At 59.4% G+C, this 18,152-nt stretch carries 15 protein-coding genes; 4 read left to right on the top strand and 11 right to left on the bottom strand.

The window, feature by feature from the left end:
* Positions 1 to 2: 2 nt before the first annotated feature.
* Both BLU63_RS20745 and cobA read left to right on the top strand, forming a co-directional pair.
* Positions 3 to 2,717 carry a nitrate reductase gene (locus tag BLU63_RS20745; RefSeq protein ID WP_083377281.1) on the top strand — a complete coding sequence of 905 codons (2,715 nt, stop codon included), beginning with the start codon at positions 3 to 5 and terminating at the stop codon, positions 2,715 to 2,717.
* Positions 2,718 to 2,727: 10 nt separating this feature from the next.
* Positions 2,728 to 3,513 carry a uroporphyrinogen-III C-methyltransferase gene (gene cobA / locus BLU63_RS20740; protein WP_083376060.1) on the top strand — a complete coding sequence of 262 codons (786 nt, stop codon included), beginning with the start codon at positions 2,728 to 2,730 and terminating at the stop codon, positions 3,511 to 3,513.
* A gap of 75 nt (positions 3,514 to 3,588) precedes the next feature.
* Here cobA and BLU63_RS20735 read toward each other — a convergent pair whose 3' ends face one another.
* The 8 genes from BLU63_RS20735 to ppsA form a co-directional block, all read right to left on the bottom strand.
* The gene (locus BLU63_RS20735) at positions 3,589 to 4,623 is read right to left on the bottom strand and encodes an OmpA family protein (RefSeq protein ID WP_010456516.1); all 1,035 of its coding nucleotides are present in this window, start codon (positions 4,621 to 4,623) and stop codon (positions 3,589 to 3,591) included.
* A 107-nt stretch (positions 4,624 to 4,730) separates the two neighbouring features.
* Positions 4,731 to 5,321: an RNA polymerase sigma factor SigX gene (gene sigX, locus BLU63_RS20730; protein WP_010456518.1), complete on the bottom strand. Its 591-nt coding sequence runs from the start codon at positions 5,319 to 5,321 to the stop codon at positions 4,731 to 4,733.
* A gap of 87 nt (positions 5,322 to 5,408) precedes the next feature.
* Positions 5,409 to 6,233, bottom strand: coding sequence for a mechanosensitive ion channel family protein (locus BLU63_RS20725; protein WP_008027407.1), 825 nt, complete (start codon positions 6,231 to 6,233; stop codon positions 5,409 to 5,411).
* A gap of 2 nt (positions 6,234 to 6,235) precedes the next feature.
* Positions 6,236 to 6,484: a hypothetical protein gene (locus BLU63_RS20720; protein ID WP_007944521.1), complete on the bottom strand. Its 249-nt coding sequence runs from the start codon at positions 6,482 to 6,484 to the stop codon at positions 6,236 to 6,238.
* Between the two features lie 63 nt (positions 6,485 to 6,547).
* Entirely contained in the window at positions 6,548 to 7,543 is a 996-nt protein-coding gene (locus tag BLU63_RS20715) for a zinc transporter ZntB (protein WP_083376059.1), read from the bottom strand.
* A 26-nt stretch (positions 7,544 to 7,569) separates the two neighbouring features.
* Positions 7,570 to 8,061: a ribonuclease E activity regulator RraA gene (gene rraA / locus BLU63_RS20710; protein WP_010456528.1), complete on the bottom strand. Its 492-nt coding sequence runs from the start codon at positions 8,059 to 8,061 to the stop codon at positions 7,570 to 7,572.
* A gap of 121 nt (positions 8,062 to 8,182) precedes the next feature.
* Positions 8,183 to 9,172, bottom strand: a complete 990-nt coding sequence (locus BLU63_RS20705) for an alpha/beta fold hydrolase (protein WP_083376058.1) — start codon at positions 9,170 to 9,172, stop codon at positions 8,183 to 8,185.
* Positions 9,173 to 9,270: 98 nt separating this feature from the next.
* Entirely contained in the window at positions 9,271 to 11,646 is a 2,376-nt protein-coding gene (ppsA, locus tag BLU63_RS20700) for a phosphoenolpyruvate synthase (protein ID WP_010456532.1), read from the bottom strand.
* Between the two features lie 174 nt (positions 11,647 to 11,820).
* On the opposite strand from ppsA, the gene ppsR reads away from it, so the two are divergent.
* Entirely contained in the window at positions 11,821 to 12,639 is an 819-nt protein-coding gene (ppsR, locus tag BLU63_RS20695) for a posphoenolpyruvate synthetase regulatory kinase/phosphorylase PpsR (RefSeq protein ID WP_077748193.1), read from the top strand.
* A 123-nt stretch (positions 12,640 to 12,762) separates the two neighbouring features.
* Here the strand turns inward: ppsR and BLU63_RS20690 are convergent, their stop codons facing one another.
* A complete protein-coding gene (locus tag BLU63_RS20690; protein WP_083377280.1) occupies positions 12,763 to 14,172 on the bottom strand; it encodes an aminotransferase-like domain-containing protein in 1,410 nt (469 codons plus the stop codon).
* A 136-nt stretch (positions 14,173 to 14,308) separates the two neighbouring features.
* Between BLU63_RS20690 and BLU63_RS20685 the strand changes: the two genes are divergently transcribed.
* The gene (locus tag BLU63_RS20685; RefSeq protein ID WP_167362299.1) at positions 14,309 to 15,196 is read left to right on the top strand and encodes a DMT family transporter; all 888 of its coding nucleotides are present in this window, start codon (positions 14,309 to 14,311) and stop codon (positions 15,194 to 15,196) included.
* A gap of 105 nt (positions 15,197 to 15,301) precedes the next feature.
* Here the strand turns inward: BLU63_RS20685 and prpD are convergent, their stop codons facing one another.
* Both prpD and prpF read right to left on the bottom strand, forming a co-directional pair.
* Positions 15,302 to 16,786, bottom strand: a complete 1,485-nt coding sequence (gene prpD / locus BLU63_RS20680) for a 2-methylcitrate dehydratase (RefSeq protein ID WP_083376056.1) — start codon at positions 16,784 to 16,786, stop codon at positions 15,302 to 15,304.
* Positions 16,787 to 16,961: 175 nt separating this feature from the next.
* Positions 16,962 to 18,152 carry a 2-methylaconitate cis-trans isomerase PrpF gene (gene prpF, locus BLU63_RS20675; RefSeq protein ID WP_010456542.1) on the bottom strand — a complete coding sequence of 397 codons (1,191 nt, stop codon included), beginning with the start codon at positions 18,150 to 18,152 and terminating at the stop codon, positions 16,962 to 16,964.

Genomic DNA, 18,152 nt, shown 5'->3' with positions numbered 1-18,152 from the left:
TGATGAACCAGATTACCGCTTCCACCTGCTGCTACTGTGGGGTCGGCTGCGGCGTGCTGATCGAGCATGACGGCGAGCGCATTCTCGGCGTCAGCGGCGATCCGAGCCACCCGGCGAACTTCGGCAAGCTGTGCAGCAAGGGGTCGACCTTGCACCTGACGGGCGACTTGACCGCGCGAGCGTTGTACCCCGAACTGCGCCTGGGCAAAGGCCTGGCCCGCAGCCGCACCGACTGGGACACCGCCCTCGACCACGCGGCCAATGTCTTTGCCCGAACCATCGCCGAACACGGCCCGGACAGCGTGGCGTTCTACATTTCCGGGCAGTTGCTGACCGAGGACTATTACGCCTTCAACAAACTGGCGCGAGCGCTGGTGGGCACCAACAACATCGACAGCAATTCGCGGCTGTGCATGTCATCCGCAGTGGTCGGCTACAAGCGCAGCCTCGGGGCCGATGCGCCGCCATGCAGCTACGAAGACCTGGAACTGAGCGACTGCGTGATGATCGTCGGCAGCAACATGGCCTACGCCCACCCGGTGCTGTTTCGTCGCCTGGAAGAAGCCCGGTCCCGCCGCCCGCAGATGAAAGTTATCGTCATTGACCCCCGTCGTACCGACACCTGCGATTTGGCCGACCTGCACCTGGCGATTCTTCCCGGGACCGATGTCGCCTTGTTCCATGGGATTTTGCACCTGCTGCTGTGCGAAGACTGGGTCGACCGCGATTTCATCCAGGCTCATACCGAAGGTTTGGCCGAACTGACCAATCTTGTACGCGATTACACGCCGTCAATGGTGTCGCAGCTGTGTGGGATCGAGGTCGAGCAATTACAGGAATGCGCCAGATGGGTAGGCACCTCCACGAGTTTTCTGTCGCTGTGGTGCATGGGATTGAACCAGTCCACCGCCGGTAGCGCCAAAAACAGCGCACTGATCAATCTGCACCTGGCCACCGGGCAAATCGGCCGTCCCGGCGCAGGACCGTTCTCCCTGACCGGTCAGCCAAATGCCATGGGTGGACGGGAAACCGGCAGCCTGTCGAACCTGCTGCCGGGCCATCGCGAAGCGGCCAATGCCGAGCATCGCGCGGAAGTGGCGGCCTATTGGGGCGTTGATCAACTTCCGGAAAATGCCGGGCTTACCGCGATCGAGTTGTTTGAACAGGTTCGCAGCGGAAAAATCAAAGCCCTGTGGATCGCCTGCACCAACCCGGCCCAATCGTTGCCGGACCAGACCGCCGTGCGCGCTGCCCTGGAGGCCTGCCCGTTCGTGGTGTTGCAGGAAGCCTTTCGCACCACCGAAACCGCCGCGTTCGCCGACCTGCTGTTGCCTGCCGCCAGTTGGGGCGAAAAGGACGGCACGGTGACCAACTCCGAACGGCGCATTTCCCACGTTCGCCGGGCCATCGTCGCACCGGGTGAAGCGCGTTCCGACTGGGCGATCACGGTGGATTTCGCACAACGCCTGGAAAAACAGCTGCGCCCCGGGCAAAACAGCCTGTTTGCCTTTGAAACGCCGGCGCAGGTCTTCGACGAATACAAACACCTGACCCGCGGGCGTGATTTGGACTTGTCCGGAATCAGTCATGAGCTGATCGACCGCCTCGGCCCACAACAATGGCCCTTCCCCACTGGCGCCAGCGAAGGCACTGCACGCCTGTATCTCGACGGTATTTTCCCGACCGCCAGCGGACGTGCTCAGTTTGTGGCCGATCCGTATCGCGCGGCCAGGGAACAACGCGACGCACACTTCCCGCTGACGCTGATCACCGGTCGCTTGCGCGATCAATGGCACGGCATGAGCCGCACCGGCACCGCCGCGCAGCTGTTCGGGCATGTCAGCGAGGCCGTGTTGAGCCTGCATCCGGATGAAATGCGTCGGCATCGTCTGCAACCCGGCGATCTGATCAGCCTGAAAAGTCGGCGCGGCGCGGTGATCGTGCCGGTCGCCAGCGACGACAGCGTGCGGCCTGGCCAGGCCTTTCTGCCCATGCATTTTGGTGACCGTTTCCTCAAGGGCGGCGTGAACACCCTCACCCTGCCCGCTTTTGATCCGCTGTCAAAACAACCGGAACTCAAACACAGTGGCGTGCGACTTGAGCCGGTGCAGTTGCCGTGGCAGCTGTTCGCCCTGGTCGAAGGCAATGTTCAACAACATTTTGAGACGCTACGACCGCTCTGCGAGGCGTTTTCCTACGCCAGCCTCAGCCTGGTCGGCCGTGAACGCCCTGCGCTGCTGATACGCGCTGCCAGCGCCGCCGCGCCTGATCCGCAACTGCTGCGTGACATCGATCAGTGCCTGGCGCTCAACGACGGTCCCGTACTGGCCTACGACGACCCACGACGCTCCATCGGCAAACGCGTGCGGATCGAGAACGGTCGGATCACCGCGATTCGCCTGGCCGGCGAAACACTCGCCCAACACTGGCTGCAAAACCTCTGGCTTGAGGGACGCGTCGACGAACAACTGCGCCGTTGGCTGCTGGCACCACTGAGCGCGCAGCCGGGTAACGCGGGCACGGCGGCAGCGGGCACCAAAACCCTTTGCAACTGCAAGAACGTCAGTCAACGCGCGGTCTGCGCCGGCATCAGCCGTGGTCTGGACTTGCAGGGCCTGAAACAAGAATTGGGCTGCGGCACGCAATGCGGCTCCTGTGTACCTGAAATCAAGCGTCTACTGGCTGCCACTGCGCAGCCGATCGCCGTTATCGCGTGAGGAAAATACGATGAGCGCAAAAGTCTGGCTGGTGGGTGCAGGTCCCGGCGACCCTGAATTGCTGACCCTCAAGGCTGTTCGGGCGTTGAGCGAAGCAGATGTGGTGCTGATCGACGATCTGGTCAATGACGCGGTGCTGGAGCATTGCCCCGGCGCGCGGATCATTCCTGTGGGCAAACGCGGCGGCTGTCGTTCCACGCCTCAAGCCTTCATTCATCGCCTGATGCTGCGTTATGCCCGCCACGGCAAATGCGTGGTACGGCTCAAGGGCGGCGATCCGTGCATCTTCGGTCGCGGCGGTGAAGAGGCACAGTGGTTGCGCGAGCACGGCGTTGAAGTCGAACTGGTCAACGGCATCACTGCCGGGCTGGCGGGTGCGACGCAATGCGATATTCCGCTGACCCTCAGAGGCGTAGCCCGTGGCGTGACGCTGGTCACCGCCCACACTCAGGACGGCAGCAGCCTGAACTGGCAGGCCCTGGCCCAGGGCGGCACGACGCTGGTGATTTATATGGGCGTGGCGAAGCTGAGCGAGATCCGCGAGCAGCTGCTGGCCGGGGGGATGGCGGCGGATATGCCGGTGGCGATGATTGAAAACGCGTCCCTGGCGCACCAACGGGAATGTCGGAGCAATTTGACGGCCATGGAACAGGATGCCTCAGCATTCGAATTGAAAAGCCCGGCGATCCTGGTCATTGGCGCGGTAGCAGCCCGCTCTGCGCTTTACTGTGGGAACGAGTCTGCTCGCGAAGCGGACTTGTCCGTCGACATCAATGCTGGATATCAACGCGCCTGACGGCTCGCCCCTCACCAAATCGCAGACAAAGAAAAGCCCGGCCTAAGCCGGGCTTTTCTCAGAGCTGCGGGCTAATTACTTAGCTTGAGCTTCAACCTGCGCTTCTACGCGACGGTTTACAGCGCGGCCAGCTTCAGTTTTGTTGTCAGCAACTGGGCGGGATTCGCCGTAGCCAACAGACTGAACGCGGGTCGATTCAACACCGTACTGGTTGGTCAGAACTTGCTTAACGGCGTTTGCACGACGCTCGGACAGTTTCTGGTTGTAAGCGTCAGGACCGACGGAGTCAGTGTGACCTTCAACAGTAGTGGTGGTGGATGGGTACTGTTTCATGAAATCAGCGAGGTTTTTGATGTCGCCGTAGCTGTTAGGCTTGACTACCGACTTGTCGAAGTCGAATTTCACGTCCAGTTCAACACGAACAACTTCAGCAACTGCTGGGCAGCCATCAGCGTCAACAGTTACGTTGGCTGGGGTGTCCGGGCACTTGTCAACGTTGTCGCAAACGCCATCGTTGTCGCTGTCGGAGCAGACTTCAGCTGGTGCTGGAACTGGAGCAGCAGCAGGCTTGGAGCCGCCACCGAAGTTCACACCGATACCGACGCTTGGAGCCCACTCGGTGTCGCCTTGGTCGATGTTGTACTGAGCTTCAACGCCAGCACGGGCATAGAAGTTGTCAGTGAAGTACAGCTTGGCACCGCCGCCAACGTTGGCGAAGGTCGAACGGTTGCGGCCGTTGCTGCCATTCTGGTCGATGCTCTGGTCCGAGAAACCGGCAGAGACGTAAGGACGCAGCATGTCACCTGGGTTGTTGAAGTGGTACAGAGCGTCCAGAGCGGTGTTAGCGCCCTTGATGTTACGACCGTCGTCGGAACGAACGTTGTGCACTTCGTCGTAGCCCAGACGCAGTTCAACGTCGTCGGTCAAGAAGTAACCGATCGAGCCGCCGAACAGGTTGCCGTTGTTCTTGAAGTTACGAGCGCTGTCGAATTGTTCTTTCTTAGCGAAGCCTTCGATTTCAACTGCGCCTTGGCCTTGTGCCAGAGCGCCGAACGAAGTGGCGGCAATCAAAGAACCAATGGCCAAGCCCAAGGTGTTTTTCAGTTTCATCCGTTAAATCCCCATCTGGTGATTGTGAAGCAGTCCCGCAAACCGGGGGACAACTCGGCGGCAAGTCTATCAGAACTTGCCTACACGTAAGAGATATTTGCGCCGAACTAAGTTTCAGCAATGCCTGCAAATTTCTCACGCAATTTGTCTAGAGCGCGTTTGTACCGCATTTTTGTTGCACTCAAACCCATGTGCATGATGTCTGCGATCTCCTGAAACTCCAGCTCTGCGACAAATCGTAGCACCAGAATTTCACGGTCAATCGGGTTCACATACACCAGCCAGCGATCAAGTCCACCCTTATCCTCGGGTTTCGGCGTCTTTTCTTCAGACGCTTCCTCGAGGGGGTCCAGACTCAAAGCGTCCATCAAGCGACGCTTTCGCCGTTCCTTCCGATACTGTGTGATGCATTCGTTGTACGTGATGCTGTAGAGCCACGTTTTGAACTTCGATTTTCCCTCGAAGTTCTTCAGGCCATACAACACCTTCAACATCACTTCCTGACAGACATCGTCCGCGTCGCGATCGTTCCCCAGATATCGTGCACAGACGTTAAATAATGTTCGTTGGTAACGCCGCATCAGTTCTTCATAGGCGCGTGTTACGTGAAACAGCTCGGTATGCGAGCGCGCGACCAACTCCTCATCAGAGAGCTCGCGGGGGTCGTAGCGCGTGGAGAGCGATTGAGCTTTATTCAAAACAAGTCGGGCCGACAGTCAGGTCAATGTCCGCCGCAGCCCTTACAGGGCACTTTGCGGCGGCATACATTAGCAGGGTTTGCCGGGTTAGCGGCTACTCACATGCTGCTCCAGGAGGATCCGATTGGAGAGAGAGACTAGCTCACCCTCATCGGTCAGCAATGTGGTTTTAACCGTGCCGATCTCTTCGATCTGACCTTCGACCTCGCCAACACGCACTTGTTGCCCAACCTGATACAACTCACGCACATAGATTCCCGCAAGAATCTGACCGGCAATTTCCCGGCTTCCCAACCCCATGGCCAGCGCAACTGCCAGACCAACGGTAATCAAAACGATCACAATCACGTGGTTGAGCAGGTCAGTCTTGACCTCCAACTGGCTGATCGCGACCGAAATACTGATGATAATTACCAGCCCCTGGGCAATTCGCCCCAGGCCCGCAGCGTAATCCAGCCCTACGCCCTCTGCGGCACCACGCACCAGCCCATTGGCCAGTTGCGCCAGCAACACACCCACCAGCAGCACCAGCGCGGCGCCAAATACTTTCGGCAAATACAGCGCAAGCATGTCAAGCGTAGCCGAAACTCGCTCAAGTCCAAGGGACTCTGCGGCAGAAACCAGAAAAATCAGCAGAACGAACCAATAGACAATCTTTCCGATCAGGGTCGAGATCGGCACTTGCAAGCCGGCCCGGGACAGCAATTTAGTCAGACCGGTGCCGCCCATCAGGCGATCAAGGCCCAGCTTGGCGAGCAACTTCGACAGCAAAGTATCCAAAAGTTTCGCAACGACGAAACCCAACAGCAGCACAACCAGCGCGCCGAACAGGTTCGGGATGAAATTGGCCACCTTGGTCCATAACGCAGTCATTGCAGTGACGAGGCTCTGTGTCCAGAGATCAAGTTCCATATTCAATCAGCCTTATCAGCGGTGCGAACGGTAGGTTTACGGTGGCGGGATACCGGCGAGACGTGGGCCGAGCCGTTATTGAGGGCAATCATCAGCGCGGGCAACCAGCGGCCCAGCAGGCTGAACAGATCGCCAGCGCCGACCTGGCGGTTGGCGGTTTTCAGGACACGCCCAAGGCACGCATCGTCGTCACGGGTGGACGGCGAGGCGTTCAGCATGTCGCGCAAAGACTGTTCAAACGGATCGTGCATACGCACCTCTCGTGATGTCTGTGAAAGACGCGGTCAAATTTGCCCGGGTCACATGGCTCATCGTCACACCCAGCGCAAACGTCTAAATAACCACCACTGTCCGAGCGCTACCGAAACCATCATCAGGCACGCGATCAGGAACCCATAAGGGCTGGCGGAGAATGGAATTCCACCGACGTTGATGCCCAGAAGACCGGTCAGAAAACTCATCGGCAAAAAGATCCCGGTGATGATCCCGAAGCGGTACATCGTGCGATTCATGCGCACGCTCAAACGTCGGTCTTCAGCCTCGAGGACCAGCCCCACCCGCTCCCGGGTCAATTCCAGCTCCTCAAGATATCGGGTCAGGCTGTTGTTCAATTCGTTCCAGTAATCGCCATCGTCTTCGACGAACCAGGGCAGTTTTATCCGCGTCAGCTGTCCGAAAATTTCCCGCTGCGGAGCAAGGAAACGTTTCAGTGCAGCAGCCCGTCGACGGATCTGCAAAATGGCGCCGTGCTCGGGTGTATACCGTTCGTCGGCATCCAGTTTTTCTTCTTCCTCATCGACCACTTCCGAGAGGCAACTGACCAGATCCTGCACCTTGTGGGTGAGGTACTGAGCCATATAAAGGATGAGTTCGGAGGCGGTTTTCGGCCCTTTGCCTTCGGCCAGCGTCACCAGCAACTCATCAGTGGCGCGCAATGGACGCAGGCGAAGGGAAATCACACGCTGGGCTGAGGCGAAGATACGCACCGAGACCATGTCTTCCGGTTCTGCGCCCGGGTTCAGGTTGACCCCGCGCAGAAACAGCAGGAGTTCGGAGTCCGGCAGCGGCAGAAGGCGCGGACGGGTGTTCTCTTCGAGCAGCAGGTCACAGCTGAATTCACTCAGACCGCTGGATTTGCGCAGCCAGGTCTGGGTTTGCGGGTGACTGCGATCCCAATGCAGCCACAGGCTTTCATGGGCCTGTAGCTGCAAGTCATCGAGTTCAGTCCGGGCTATCGAACGCGCACCGCCTTTACCATCCAGCACCAGGGCATGCACCAGCCCCCACTGCGCGTTTTCTTCCTCGAACATCCTCACCCCTTTGTTGGTCTTGCGCTTTATTCAGGCATCTTCAGCGGGCTTGGCGAGATGATCACGCCGTTGTTGTCCGCGTAGATGTAATGGCCTGGATGGAAGGTCACGCCCGCAAAGGTCACCGCCACGTTGAGATCGCCGATACCACGCTTGTCGGTCTTCATGGGATGGCTCGCCAGTGCCTGAACCCCCAGGTCGGTTTGCGCAATGACGTCGACGTCACGGATGCAACCATAGATCACCAGCCCTTCCCAGCCGTTGTTCGCGGCTTTCTCGGCGATCATGTCGCCCAGCAGGGCACGACGCAGGGAACCGCCACCGTCGACCACCAGCACCTTGCCATTGCCCTTGAGCTCGGCTTGTTCCTTGACCAGCGAGTTGTCTTCGAAGCACTTGATGGTCACGATTTCGCCGCCGAAAGAATCACGGCCGCCGAAATTGCTGAACATCGGTTCCAGCACCTGCACCAGCTCCGGGTAGGCGTCGCACAGGTCAGGCGTGAGGTAATGGTTCATCGAGAAACTCCTGTAGAGAGGAAGACAATCGAGTGTGTCGCAAAGTGACCGGAACAGCTCAATGCGTCATATCTTAGCCTCAAGCCGAACAGAGCGAAATGCCCTTGTTAGAGCATCAGGCTCAGATTGCCGTGGCCAAATCCGGCTTTTCTCCCAGTAAAGGCGTTTGCTGATCAGCCAGCCAGCGCGCTACCAACGGCCAGACTTCAGTTTGGGCGGCTTTGCTGACGAGCATTTCCACGTGACCGAAATTATCGCCAAAGCCCTGCTCGCGGCCAAGGTTGATGAATTGCTTGTGTTCGGAACCCATTTGATCGAACAACTTGCGGCACGCCCATGCCGGATCCTGGTGATCGCCAGCGGCACTCACGGCCAGCACCGGTATTTGAACGTCGGCCAATCCCGCCCACCAGTCCTTCTCCGCCTCGCCGAAGCGCCCGAACAGGCCATACCAGCGCATGCTTTCCAGGGCCAGGCCAATCGGCTCGTCCTCCGGGCCACGCTTGAGCCGCGAACCGGACAGTTGGGCGAAACGCTTGAGAATGAAGCGCCCGCTCCACTCCACCGGTGGAATTTTCAACGGCCAGTAGGTGCGACTGACCTGCGTGCCGAAGAACGCCGCCGACGCCACGACAGGCTCGCCGATGTATTCCCCACCCAGTGCCGCCGCCAATGTGATGCCGCCCAGCGAGTGACCGATCCAGTGCGGGACCTGACCGCTCTGCTCGCGCACGAACGCGCCAATGGCCGGCAGATCGTAACGGGCGTAGTCGGCAACACGGTTCTTGCGGTAGTTCTGATTACGCTGGGACAGGCCGTGACCGCGCATTTCGGGAATCCAGACATCGAATCCCAGGCGCGTCAGGTAGGCGCCCAGCCCAAGTCCTTTCGGCGAGAACCAGAACCGGCGATTGGAAAAGCTGCCGTGCAACAAAATCACCGGCACGCCACGCACGGACGATTCATCAGCCATGCCAAGACGCGTCACAGCCAGTTCGACGGTGCCGTCAGGGCTGTTGCCAGGTTTCAAACGATAGACATCTTCGCTCAGATCGCCGCGACGCTCGGCGCTGATCAGGGCGACAGGAAATAGGTTGCTGCTGCTTTGCATAATGCTCTTGCACAAAAAAGGGCGGCTTCCAGAGGAGCCCGCCCTACTTGAATCTTAAAGCCCCAGCCACTAAAGCGGCCGGGGCTTCACTCACACCATCAAGCCGAAGCCTGACCTTCAGCCAGGAAGAACCAGGTTTCCAGTACGGAATCGGGGTTCAGCGAAACGCTTTCGATGCCCTGCTCCATCAGCCACTTGGCCAGATCAGGGTGGTCCGAAGGGCCCTGACCGCAAATGCCGATGTACTTGCCAGCCTTGTTGCAGGCCTGAATCGCGTTGGCCAGCAGCTTCTTGACCGCCGGATTACGCTCGTCGAACAGGTGCGCGATGATCCCGGAGTCACGGTCCAGGCCCAGGGTCAGCTGGGTCAGGTCGTTGGAGCCGATGGAGAAGCCGTCGAAGAACTCGAGGAATTCTTCAGCGAGGATGGCGTTGGACGGCAGCTCGCACATCATGATGATGCGCAGACCATTTTCGCCACGCTTCAGACCGTTCTCCGCCAACAGATCGATGACCTGGCTGGCTTCGCCGAGGGTACGGACGAAGGGCACCATGATTTCGACGTTGGTCAGGCCCATCTCGTTGCGCACGCGCTTGAGGGCACGGCATTCGAGTTCGAAGCAGTCGCGGAACGATTCGCTTATGTAACGCGAGGCGCCACGGAAACCCAGCATCGGGTTTTCTTCTTCCGGCTCGTAGAGCTTGCCGCCGATCAGGTTGGCGTATTCGTTGGACTTGAAGTCCGACAGACGCACGATGACCTTTTTCGGCGTGAACGCAGCGGCCAGGGTGCTGATGCCTTCAACCAGTTTCTCGACATAGAAACCGACCGGATCGTCGTAACCGGCAATGCGCTTGTCGACGCTGTCCTTGATGTCCTGCGGCAGCCCGGCGTAGTTCAGCAGCGCCTTGGGGTGCACGCCGATCATGCGGTTGATGATGAATTCCAGACGGGCCAGGCCCACACCGGCGTTCGGCAGTTGCGCGAAGTCGAATGCACGGTCCGGGTTACCGACGTTCATCATGATCTTGAACGGCAGATCAGGCATGGCATCGACGGAGTTTTTCTTGATGTCGAAGCCCAGTTCGCCTTCGAAGATGTAACCGGTGTCGCCTTCAGCGCAGGAAACAGTCACGCCCTGGCCGTCTTGCAACAGCTGGGTGGCGTTGCCGCAACCGACCACGGCCGGGATGCCCAGCTCGCGAGCGATGATCGCCGCGTGGCAAGTACGGCCGCCACGATTGGTGACGATGGCGCTGGCGCGCTTCATGACCGGTTCCCAGTCCGGGTCGGTCATGTCGGAGACCAGAACGTCGCCTGGCTGGACCTTGTCCATCTCGGACACGTCCTTGATGATGCGGACCTTGCCGGCGCCGATGCGCTGGCCGATGGCGCGACCTTCAACCAACACGGTGCCGGTTTCTTTCAACAGGTAGCGTTCCATGACGTTGGCCTGGGTGCGGCTCTTCACGGTTTCAGGACGGGCCTGAACGATGTAGAGCTTGCCGTCGTCGCCGTCTTTGGCCCATTCGATGTCCATCGGGCACTTGTAGTGCTTCTCGATGATCATCGCTTGCTTGGCCAGTTCGCTGACTTCAGCGTCGGTCAGGCAGAAACGGGCGCGATCGGCCTTGTCCACGTCGATGGTCTTGACCGACTTGCCGGCCGTGGCGACTTCGCCGTAGATCATCTTGATGGCCTTGCTGCCCAGGTTGCGACGCAGGATGGCCGGACGACCGGCGGCCAGCGTGCCTTTGTGGACATAGAACTCATCCGGGTTCACCGCGCCTTGTACGACGGTTTCACCCAGGCCGTAGGCGCCGGTGATGAACACCACGTCACGGAAGCCCGATTCGGTATCGAGGGTGAACATCACGCCGGCGGTGCCGGTTTCGGAGCGGACCATGCGCTGCACGCCAGCCGACAGGGCAACCAGTTTGTGGTCGAAGCCCTGGTGGACGCGGTAGGAAATCGCGCGGTCGTTGAACAGGGAGGCGAACACCTCTTTGGCGGCGCGAATAACGTTTTCGACACCACGGATGTTCAGGAAGGTTTCCTGCTGACCGGCGAAGGAAGCGTCCGGCAGGTCTTCGGCGGTAGCGGAAGAACGCACGGCCACGGCCATGTCAGGGTTGCCGGCCGACAGCGTGGCGAACGCAGTGCGGATCTCGGCGTTGAGTTTCTCGGGGAATTCGGCTTCCATGATCCATTGACGGATCTGGGCGCCAGTCTTGGCCAAGGCGTTGACATCGTCGACGTCCAGGGCGTCGAGGGCGGCGTGGATCTGATCGTTCAGGCCGCTCAGTTCCAGAAAATCACGATAAGCCTGAGCTGTCGTGGCGAAGCCACCGGGCACCGATACACCGGCACCTGCGAGGTTACTGATCATCTCGCCCAGGGATGCGTTCTTGCCCCCTACGTGCTCTACATCATGGACGCCGAGCTTATCGAGGGAAACTACGTACTCTACCAAGGTGATCTCTCCACTAACTGTGTTGGAAAAGCTCAGAAGCCGGGCGCTCGGGGGAGCGTTTGCCAGCTGTATGGCCTGGACCTGGAAAATAAGTGAGAATGCGGGCCACTGGCGGCCGGCAAATCGCGCCTATCATATCCAAGATTCGTCACTAGCTTAAGGCCCAAGGTGCAAATGAAACGATCTGCTTTCTTTATTTCCGACGGCACCGGCATCACAGCCGAAACCCTCGGCCAAAGCCTCCTGGCGCAGTTCGAAAACATTACCTTCAGCAAATTCACGCGTCCGTACATCGACAACGTGGATAAAGCGCGGGCCATGGTACAACAAATCAACAAAGCCGCCGAAACCGACGGTTTCCGGCCGATTATCTTTGACACCATCGTCAATCAGGACATCCGTGAGATCCTCGCCACGTCCAATGGTTTCATGATCGACATTTTCTCGACCTTCCTGGCGCCGCTTGAACAGGAACTGACCGAGCATTCTTCCTACACCGTCGGCAAATCCCACTCCATCGGCACCAACTCCAATTACATGGAGCGGATCGAGGCGGTGAACTTCGCCCTCGACAATGACGACGGCGCGCGCACGCATTATTACGACAAGGCCGACCTCATCCTAGTGGGCGTGTCGCGTTGTGGTAAGACACCGACGTGCCTGTACATGGCGATGCAATTCGGCATCCGCGCGGCCAACTACCCGCTGACCGAAGACGACATGGAACGCCTGCAACTGCCCACCGCCCTGCGCGCCCACCAGCACAAGCTGTTCGGCCTGACCATCGACCCGGATCGTCTCACCGCGATCCGCAACGAGCGCAAGCCCAACAGCCGCTATTCGAGCTACGCCCAGTGCGAGTTTGAAGTGCGCGAGGTGGAGAACCTGTTCCGCCGGGAGAACATTCCGAACATCAATTCCACGCATTTTTCGGTGGAAGAGATTTCGGCGAAAATCCTGGTGGAGAAAGGGGTGGAGCGGCGGTTCAAATAGTTCTGCGGCGCCCGTTATAGCGCATTCGCGAGCAGGCTCGCTCCCACAGTTGATCTCCAGTGGACACAAAGTTTGTGTACGACAGAGATCCACTGTGGGAGCGAGCCTGCTCGCGAAGAACGATTACACGGTCTCCGCCAATGCCCTCGCCAATGCTTCAAACCCCTGCAGCAACAACCGATCATCCCCCGCCGAATGACACACACTCGCCCGAATGAATTGCGGCACTGCGGCATGCCCGACCGCAAACGCCTCCGCGGTGGCCACCAGGTAATTGTTCTGCTTGAGCTCCGCCGCAATCTGCGATGCTCGCCACGGTTCGGGCACTTCGATCCAGAAGTGTGGGCTGTGGGGATGAGTCTTGTACCCGACCTCTTCTAACATGGGGCTGACCAAACGCTTGCGGCGACTGATTTCAGCAATCTGCTGCCCCAGCAACTGCTCGGCGATACCGTTTTCGATCCACGCCGTCGCCAGCTCCATCGACAGCGGACTCGCCATCCAGCACGTCCCGCGCACCGCCGCGCTCAAACGTCCGATCAACGGTTGCGGCGCATGCAGATAACCCGCCCGTAAACCCGCCGAAACCGCTTTGCTCAGACTGCCGATCAACACCGAACGCTCCGGGGCAAAGTGGCTCAAGGGCAACGGACGCTGCTGCGCGAGCACGGCGTGGGCTTCGTCCTCGATGATCAGCAAATTATGTTGGCGACAGACCTCGGCAATCGCCTCACGTCGCGGGACGGACATCACCGCCGCCGTAGGATTCTGGAGGGTCGGCGTGCAGTACACCGCCGATACCCGATGATGCTGGCAAACCTCCGACAAAGACTCGGGCAACAATCCTTCGTCATCCATCCCGACACCGATCAGCTTGATGCCGAGCATGCGGGCGACACTGATCAGCCCGGGGTAAGTCAACTGCTCGGTGACCAGAGTGTCGCCGGGCTTGAGCAGCGCCATCAACACGCAGAGCAAGCCGTGCTGGCCGCCATTGACGCAAATAACCTGCTCGGCGCTCGGTACGAAGGCCTGATGCCGCAGCCAATGGGCACCTGCCGCACGATGGCGCGGTAACCCGGCATCGGCCGTATAACCGCTAAGCAGTTGCAAGGTGTATGGATCGCTGGCCAGGGCCTGCAGGCTTTGACTCAGAAAAGCGCCTTCCTGCCCCGGAATCGGCTGATTCCGACTCATATCGAAGTAAGGCTGTGGTTCGTCGCTGACATTGCGAAAGCCGCCATCCCGCACCCGCTCCATCCCCCGCTGACGCACATAGGTGCCATCTCCTACACGAGCCACGACCAACCCTACCCGTTCCAGTTCGCCATAGGCACGGCTGATGGTGCCGATGGTCACTCCCAGGCTGTCCGCTAACAGACGATGGGGTGGCAGCTTGCTGCCGGGTTCGATCAAACCTTCGCCGATACTCTTTTCCAGGGCTTCGGCGAGGCGCTTGTACTTCACGCCGCGTCCCTGAGCCAGGCCTTCGCGCAAGATTGACACCGTGGCAATACTTACTTTGACAGTCATTTCCATCCCGAATAGCGTGCTGAAAACAGGTTCAATCAGGGATAGACCTATTTGGTAACCGGGTCAATTTCGACGACGAAGGAGCACGATCATGTCCACGGCCCTCAGCGCCTTTTCCAGTATCCGAAAACCGTGGCTGGCCGGAGGGGTCACCAGCGTGCTGTTCCTGATCGTTTGCCTGAGTTGGGGCACGACGTGGCTGGGCATCAAGATTGCCGTCGAAAGTGTGCCCCCGCTGACCGCCGCCGGGCTGCGTTTTCTGATCGCCTTTCCGCTGTTTTTGAGCTTCGCCCTGCTGCGTCGCGAGCCGCTGCTGTTTCCCCGGCAAAGCCGCTGGTTTTTCGTGTTCGTCACCCTGTCGTATTTCAGCCTGCCGTATTACTTGCTCAACTACGGCGAGATGCACGTGTCGTCCGGCCTGACCGCGCTGCTGTTCAGCTGCATGCCGGTGTTCATCCTGCTGTTTTCCGCCGTGTTTCTGCGGCAGAAAGTCTACCCTTCGCAAGTGATTGGCATCGCCATCGGTTTTGGCAGTCTGTTCATGATTATCCGCAGCCAGGGGCTGCACCTGGACCATGCCGAATTGTTCGGGGTACTGGCGATTCTGGCGGCGGCGGTCATGCATGCGCTGTGTTACGTCATCACCAAGAAGCAAGGCAGTGCGATCAGTGTGATTACTTACAACACGCTGCCCATCGGCCTGGCCGGTTTGATGCTGTTTGTGGCGGGATTGAGCGTTGAGGCTCCGGTGTTCGAAGACATCACTGCGCGCTCGTGGGGCGCCTTGCTGTATCTGGGACTTGTGGCCTCGGTGGGCGGGTTTATCGTTTACTTTTTGCTGCTCAAACGCTTGAGCCCGATCATTCTGTCGTTCGTGTTTATTATTTTTCCGGTGTTCGCGGTGGTGATTGGCGCGTGGTATGAAGGGCACAGTCTGACCCGGGAGTTGATGGGGTATTCGGCGGTGTTGCTGACCGGGTTTGCCATCACCAAATTACCCGTCGAAAAATGGCTCAAGGGTTGACGCCGGCCGCCCCTGCAGGAGCCAGGCTGCCGGCGAAGGCGTCTGCAAATACGCCGTCGCCGGCAAGTCGGATCGCCGGCCCCCTGTCTTTTGCAGGAATTCGTGTCAGATCACATACAGGTCGACGAAGCGATTGACCGGGGTTGCCTCCAGCGCAGCCTGATCCTTACACAACGCAAAAATCTCCGCACTGCGCTGGGCGGTGAAGCGCGTCGCCAAGTTGGCCTTGAACTTGTCCTCCAGCAACGGAATGCCATCGGTGCGGCGACGGCGATGCCCGATCGGATATTCCACCACGACTTTCTCGGTGCTGGAGCCGTCCTTGAAAAACACCTGGATCGCGTTGGCGATGGAACGCTTGTCCGCCTCCAGGTACTCGCGGGTGTACTGCGGGTCTTCGACGATGACCATTTTCTCGCGCAATACATCAATGATCGGGTGCGCCGCGTGGAAGCTGTCTTCGTACTGCTCGGCGACCAGATTGCCGAATGCCAGCGGCACCGCCGTCATGTACTGAATGCAGTGGTCGCGGTCGGCAGCGTTGGCCAGCGGGCCCACCTTGGAAATGATCCGGATCGCCGACTCGTGGGTGGTGATGACGATTTTGTCGATCTCATGCAGACGATTTCTAACCTGTGGATGAAGCGTCACTGCCGCTTCGCAGGCGGTTTGTGCGTGGAATTCAGCGGGGAAACTGATTTTGAACAGCACGTTTTCCATCACGTAGGTGCCGTATGGGCGGGAGAAGCTGAAGGCGCGTTTGTCTTCGGGCTTGAGCGCCAGATCGTTGTTGGTGTGGCTGAACAATACATCGTAAAAGCCCCACTGCTTCGCCGTCAGCACGCCGGGAATGCCCATCTCGCCACGCATCGCCATGTCCGCCAGGCGCACACCGCGACTGGACGCATCGCCCGCCGCCCAGGACTTGCGCGACCCGGCGTTCGGCGCATGCCGATACGTGCGCAGCGCCTGGCCGTCGGCGAAGGCGTGGGACAACGCTGACAGCAACTGCTCGCGATTGGCGCCCATGAGTTTGGCGGTGACGGCGGTCGAGGCGACTTTCACCAGGATGACGTGATCGAGCCCTACCCGATTGAAGGAGTTTTCCAGTGCGATCACGCCTTGAATCTCGTGGGCCATGATCATGGCTTCGAGCACTGCGCGAACGGTCAGCGGCGCATCGCCATTGGCCAGGCGCTTTTGCGACAGGTGATCGGCCACTGCGAGAATGCCGCCGAGATTATCAGACGGATGGCCCCATTCAGCGGCGAGCCAGGTGTCGTTGTAGTCGAGCCAGCGCACGATGCAGCCGATGTCCCAGGCCGCCTTGACGGGGTCGAGCCGGAATGGGGTGCCTGGCACGCGTGCACCGAACGGGACGATGGTGCCTTCCACGATAGGGCCCAGGTGTTTGGTGCATTCGGGGAAGCGCAGGGCCAGCAGGCCGCAGCCGAGGGTGTCGATCAGGCAGTTGCGGGCAGTGTCGAGCGCTTCCTTGGACTCGATTTTGAAGTTGAGGACGTAATCGGCAATGTCCTGTAGGACGGTGTCGTAGTCGGGGCGGTTGTTCAGGTCGACGTTGGCGCTCATGTTCGATTCACTCTTGAAGTGGTTCGTTGATGGGACCTCGGTTCAGGGATCAATCTCGATGGGTTACAACATTCTTATTGTTGAAATCGGACCTGTAGGAGCCAGGCTTGCTGGCGAAGGCGATCTTGAGGGCGCCTTCGCCGGCAAGCCTGGCTCCTACAGGCGTTAGGTGTTGTTAGAAGGAATCACCCGGCACGCGGACGTAACCTTCCATCAACACCCGCGCACTGCGGCTCATGATGGCCTTGTTCACTTTCCATTCACCGTTCACCAGGCTAGCTTCAGCGCCCACACGCAAGGTGCCGGACGGATGCCCGAAGCGCACGGCATTGCGTTCGATTCCACCCGCCGCGAGGTTGACCAAGGTGCCGGTAATCGCCGCCGCCGTGCCGATGGCAACGGCCGCCGTGCCCATCATCGCGTGGTGCAATTTACCCATCGACAACGCACGTACCAGCAGGTCGACATCCCCTGCCGCAATGGCTTTGCCGCTGGACGACACGTAGTCCGCCGGCTTTGCCACAAAGGCCACCTTAGGTGTGTGCTGACGCTTGGCCGCTTCGTCCAGGTCCTTGATCAGGCCCATGCGCAACGCGCCATAAGCACGGATCGTCTCGAACATCAGCAGCGCTTTCGGATCGCCATTGATCGCCCCCTGCAACTCGGTGCCGGTGTAGCCAATGTCTTCGGCATTGACGAAAATCGTCGGGATGCCGGCATTGATCATGGTTGCCTTGAAGGTCCCGACGCCGGGCACTTCCAGGTCATCCACCAGATTGCCGGTGGGGAACATTGAACCGCCGCCACCCTCTTCTTCCGCGGCAGGGTCCATGAATTCGACCTGCACTTCAGCGGCGGGAAAGGTCACGCCGTCGAGTTCGAAATCGCCGGTTTCCTGCACTTCACCGTTAGTGATCGGCACGTGGGCGATGATGGTCTTGCCGATGTTGGCCTGCCATACGCGCACCACGGCGATGCCGTTCTGCGGAATGCGGCTGGCGTCCACCAAACCATTGCTGATGGCGAACGAACCGACCGCTGCCGACAGGTTGCCGCAATTACCGCTCCAGTCGACGAAAGGCTTGTCGATCGAGACCTGACCGAACAGGTAATCGACGTCGTGATCAGCCTTGGTGCTTTTCGACAGGATCACGGTTTTGCTGGTGCTGGACGTCGCGCCGCCCATACCGTCGATTTGCTTGTCGTAAGGGTCGGGGCTGCCGATCACGCGCAGCAACAAGGCATCGCGCGCCGGGCCGGGAATCTGTGCCGCTTCGGGCAGGTCTTTGAGGCTGAAAAACACGCCTTTGCTGGTGCCGCCGCGCATGTAGGTGGCGGGGATTTTGATCTGAGGTGCGTGAGCCAT

Origin of the sequence: Pseudomonas mandelii (genome assembly GCF_900106065.1) — a bacterium.
Taxonomy (GTDB): Bacteria; Pseudomonadota; Gammaproteobacteria; order Pseudomonadales; family Pseudomonadaceae; genus Aquipseudomonas; species Aquipseudomonas mandelii.
The sequence above is the reverse complement of the archived record's forward strand: the minus strand, read 5'-3'. Positions and strand labels throughout refer to the sequence as shown.

Bases quoted from the DNA above. Each gene is read 5' to 3' on its own strand.
- BLU63_RS20690 (WP_083377280.1), bottom strand. From the start codon at position 14,172: ATGACTGTCAAAGTAAGTATTGCCACGGTGTCAATCTTGCGCGAAGGC.
- BLU63_RS20745 (WP_083377281.1), top strand. From the start codon at position 3: ATGAACCAGATTACCGCTTCCACCTGCTGCTACTGTGGGGTCGGCTGC.
- BLU63_RS20715 (WP_083376059.1), bottom strand. From the start codon at position 7,543: ATGTTCGAGGAAGAAAACGCGCAGTGGGGGCTGGTGCATGCCCTGGTG.
- prpF (WP_010456542.1), bottom strand. From the start codon at position 18,152: ATGGCTCACGCACCTCAGATCAAAATCCCCGCCACCTACATGCGCGGC.
- cobA (WP_083376060.1), top strand. From the start codon at position 2,728: ATGAGCGCAAAAGTCTGGCTGGTGGGTGCAGGTCCCGGCGACCCTGAA.
- BLU63_RS20725 (WP_008027407.1), bottom strand. From the start codon at position 6,233: ATGGAACTTGATCTCTGGACACAGAGCCTCGTCACTGCAATGACTGCG.
- BLU63_RS20705 (WP_083376058.1), bottom strand. From the start codon at position 9,172: ATGCAAAGCAGCAGCAACCTATTTCCTGTCGCCCTGATCAGCGCCGAG.
- BLU63_RS20720 (WP_007944521.1), bottom strand. From the start codon at position 6,484: ATGCACGATCCGTTTGAACAGTCTTTGCGCGACATGCTGAACGCCTCG.
- ppsR (WP_077748193.1), top strand. From the start codon at position 11,821: ATGAAACGATCTGCTTTCTTTATTTCCGACGGCACCGGCATCACAGCC.
- prpD (WP_083376056.1), bottom strand. From the start codon at position 16,786: ATGAGCGCCAACGTCGACCTGAACAACCGCCCCGACTACGACACCGTC.
- rraA (WP_010456528.1), bottom strand. From the start codon at position 8,061: ATGAACCATTACCTCACGCCTGACCTGTGCGACGCCTACCCGGAGCTG.
- BLU63_RS20735 (WP_010456516.1), bottom strand. From the start codon at position 4,623: ATGAAACTGAAAAACACCTTGGGCTTGGCCATTGGTTCTTTGATTGCC.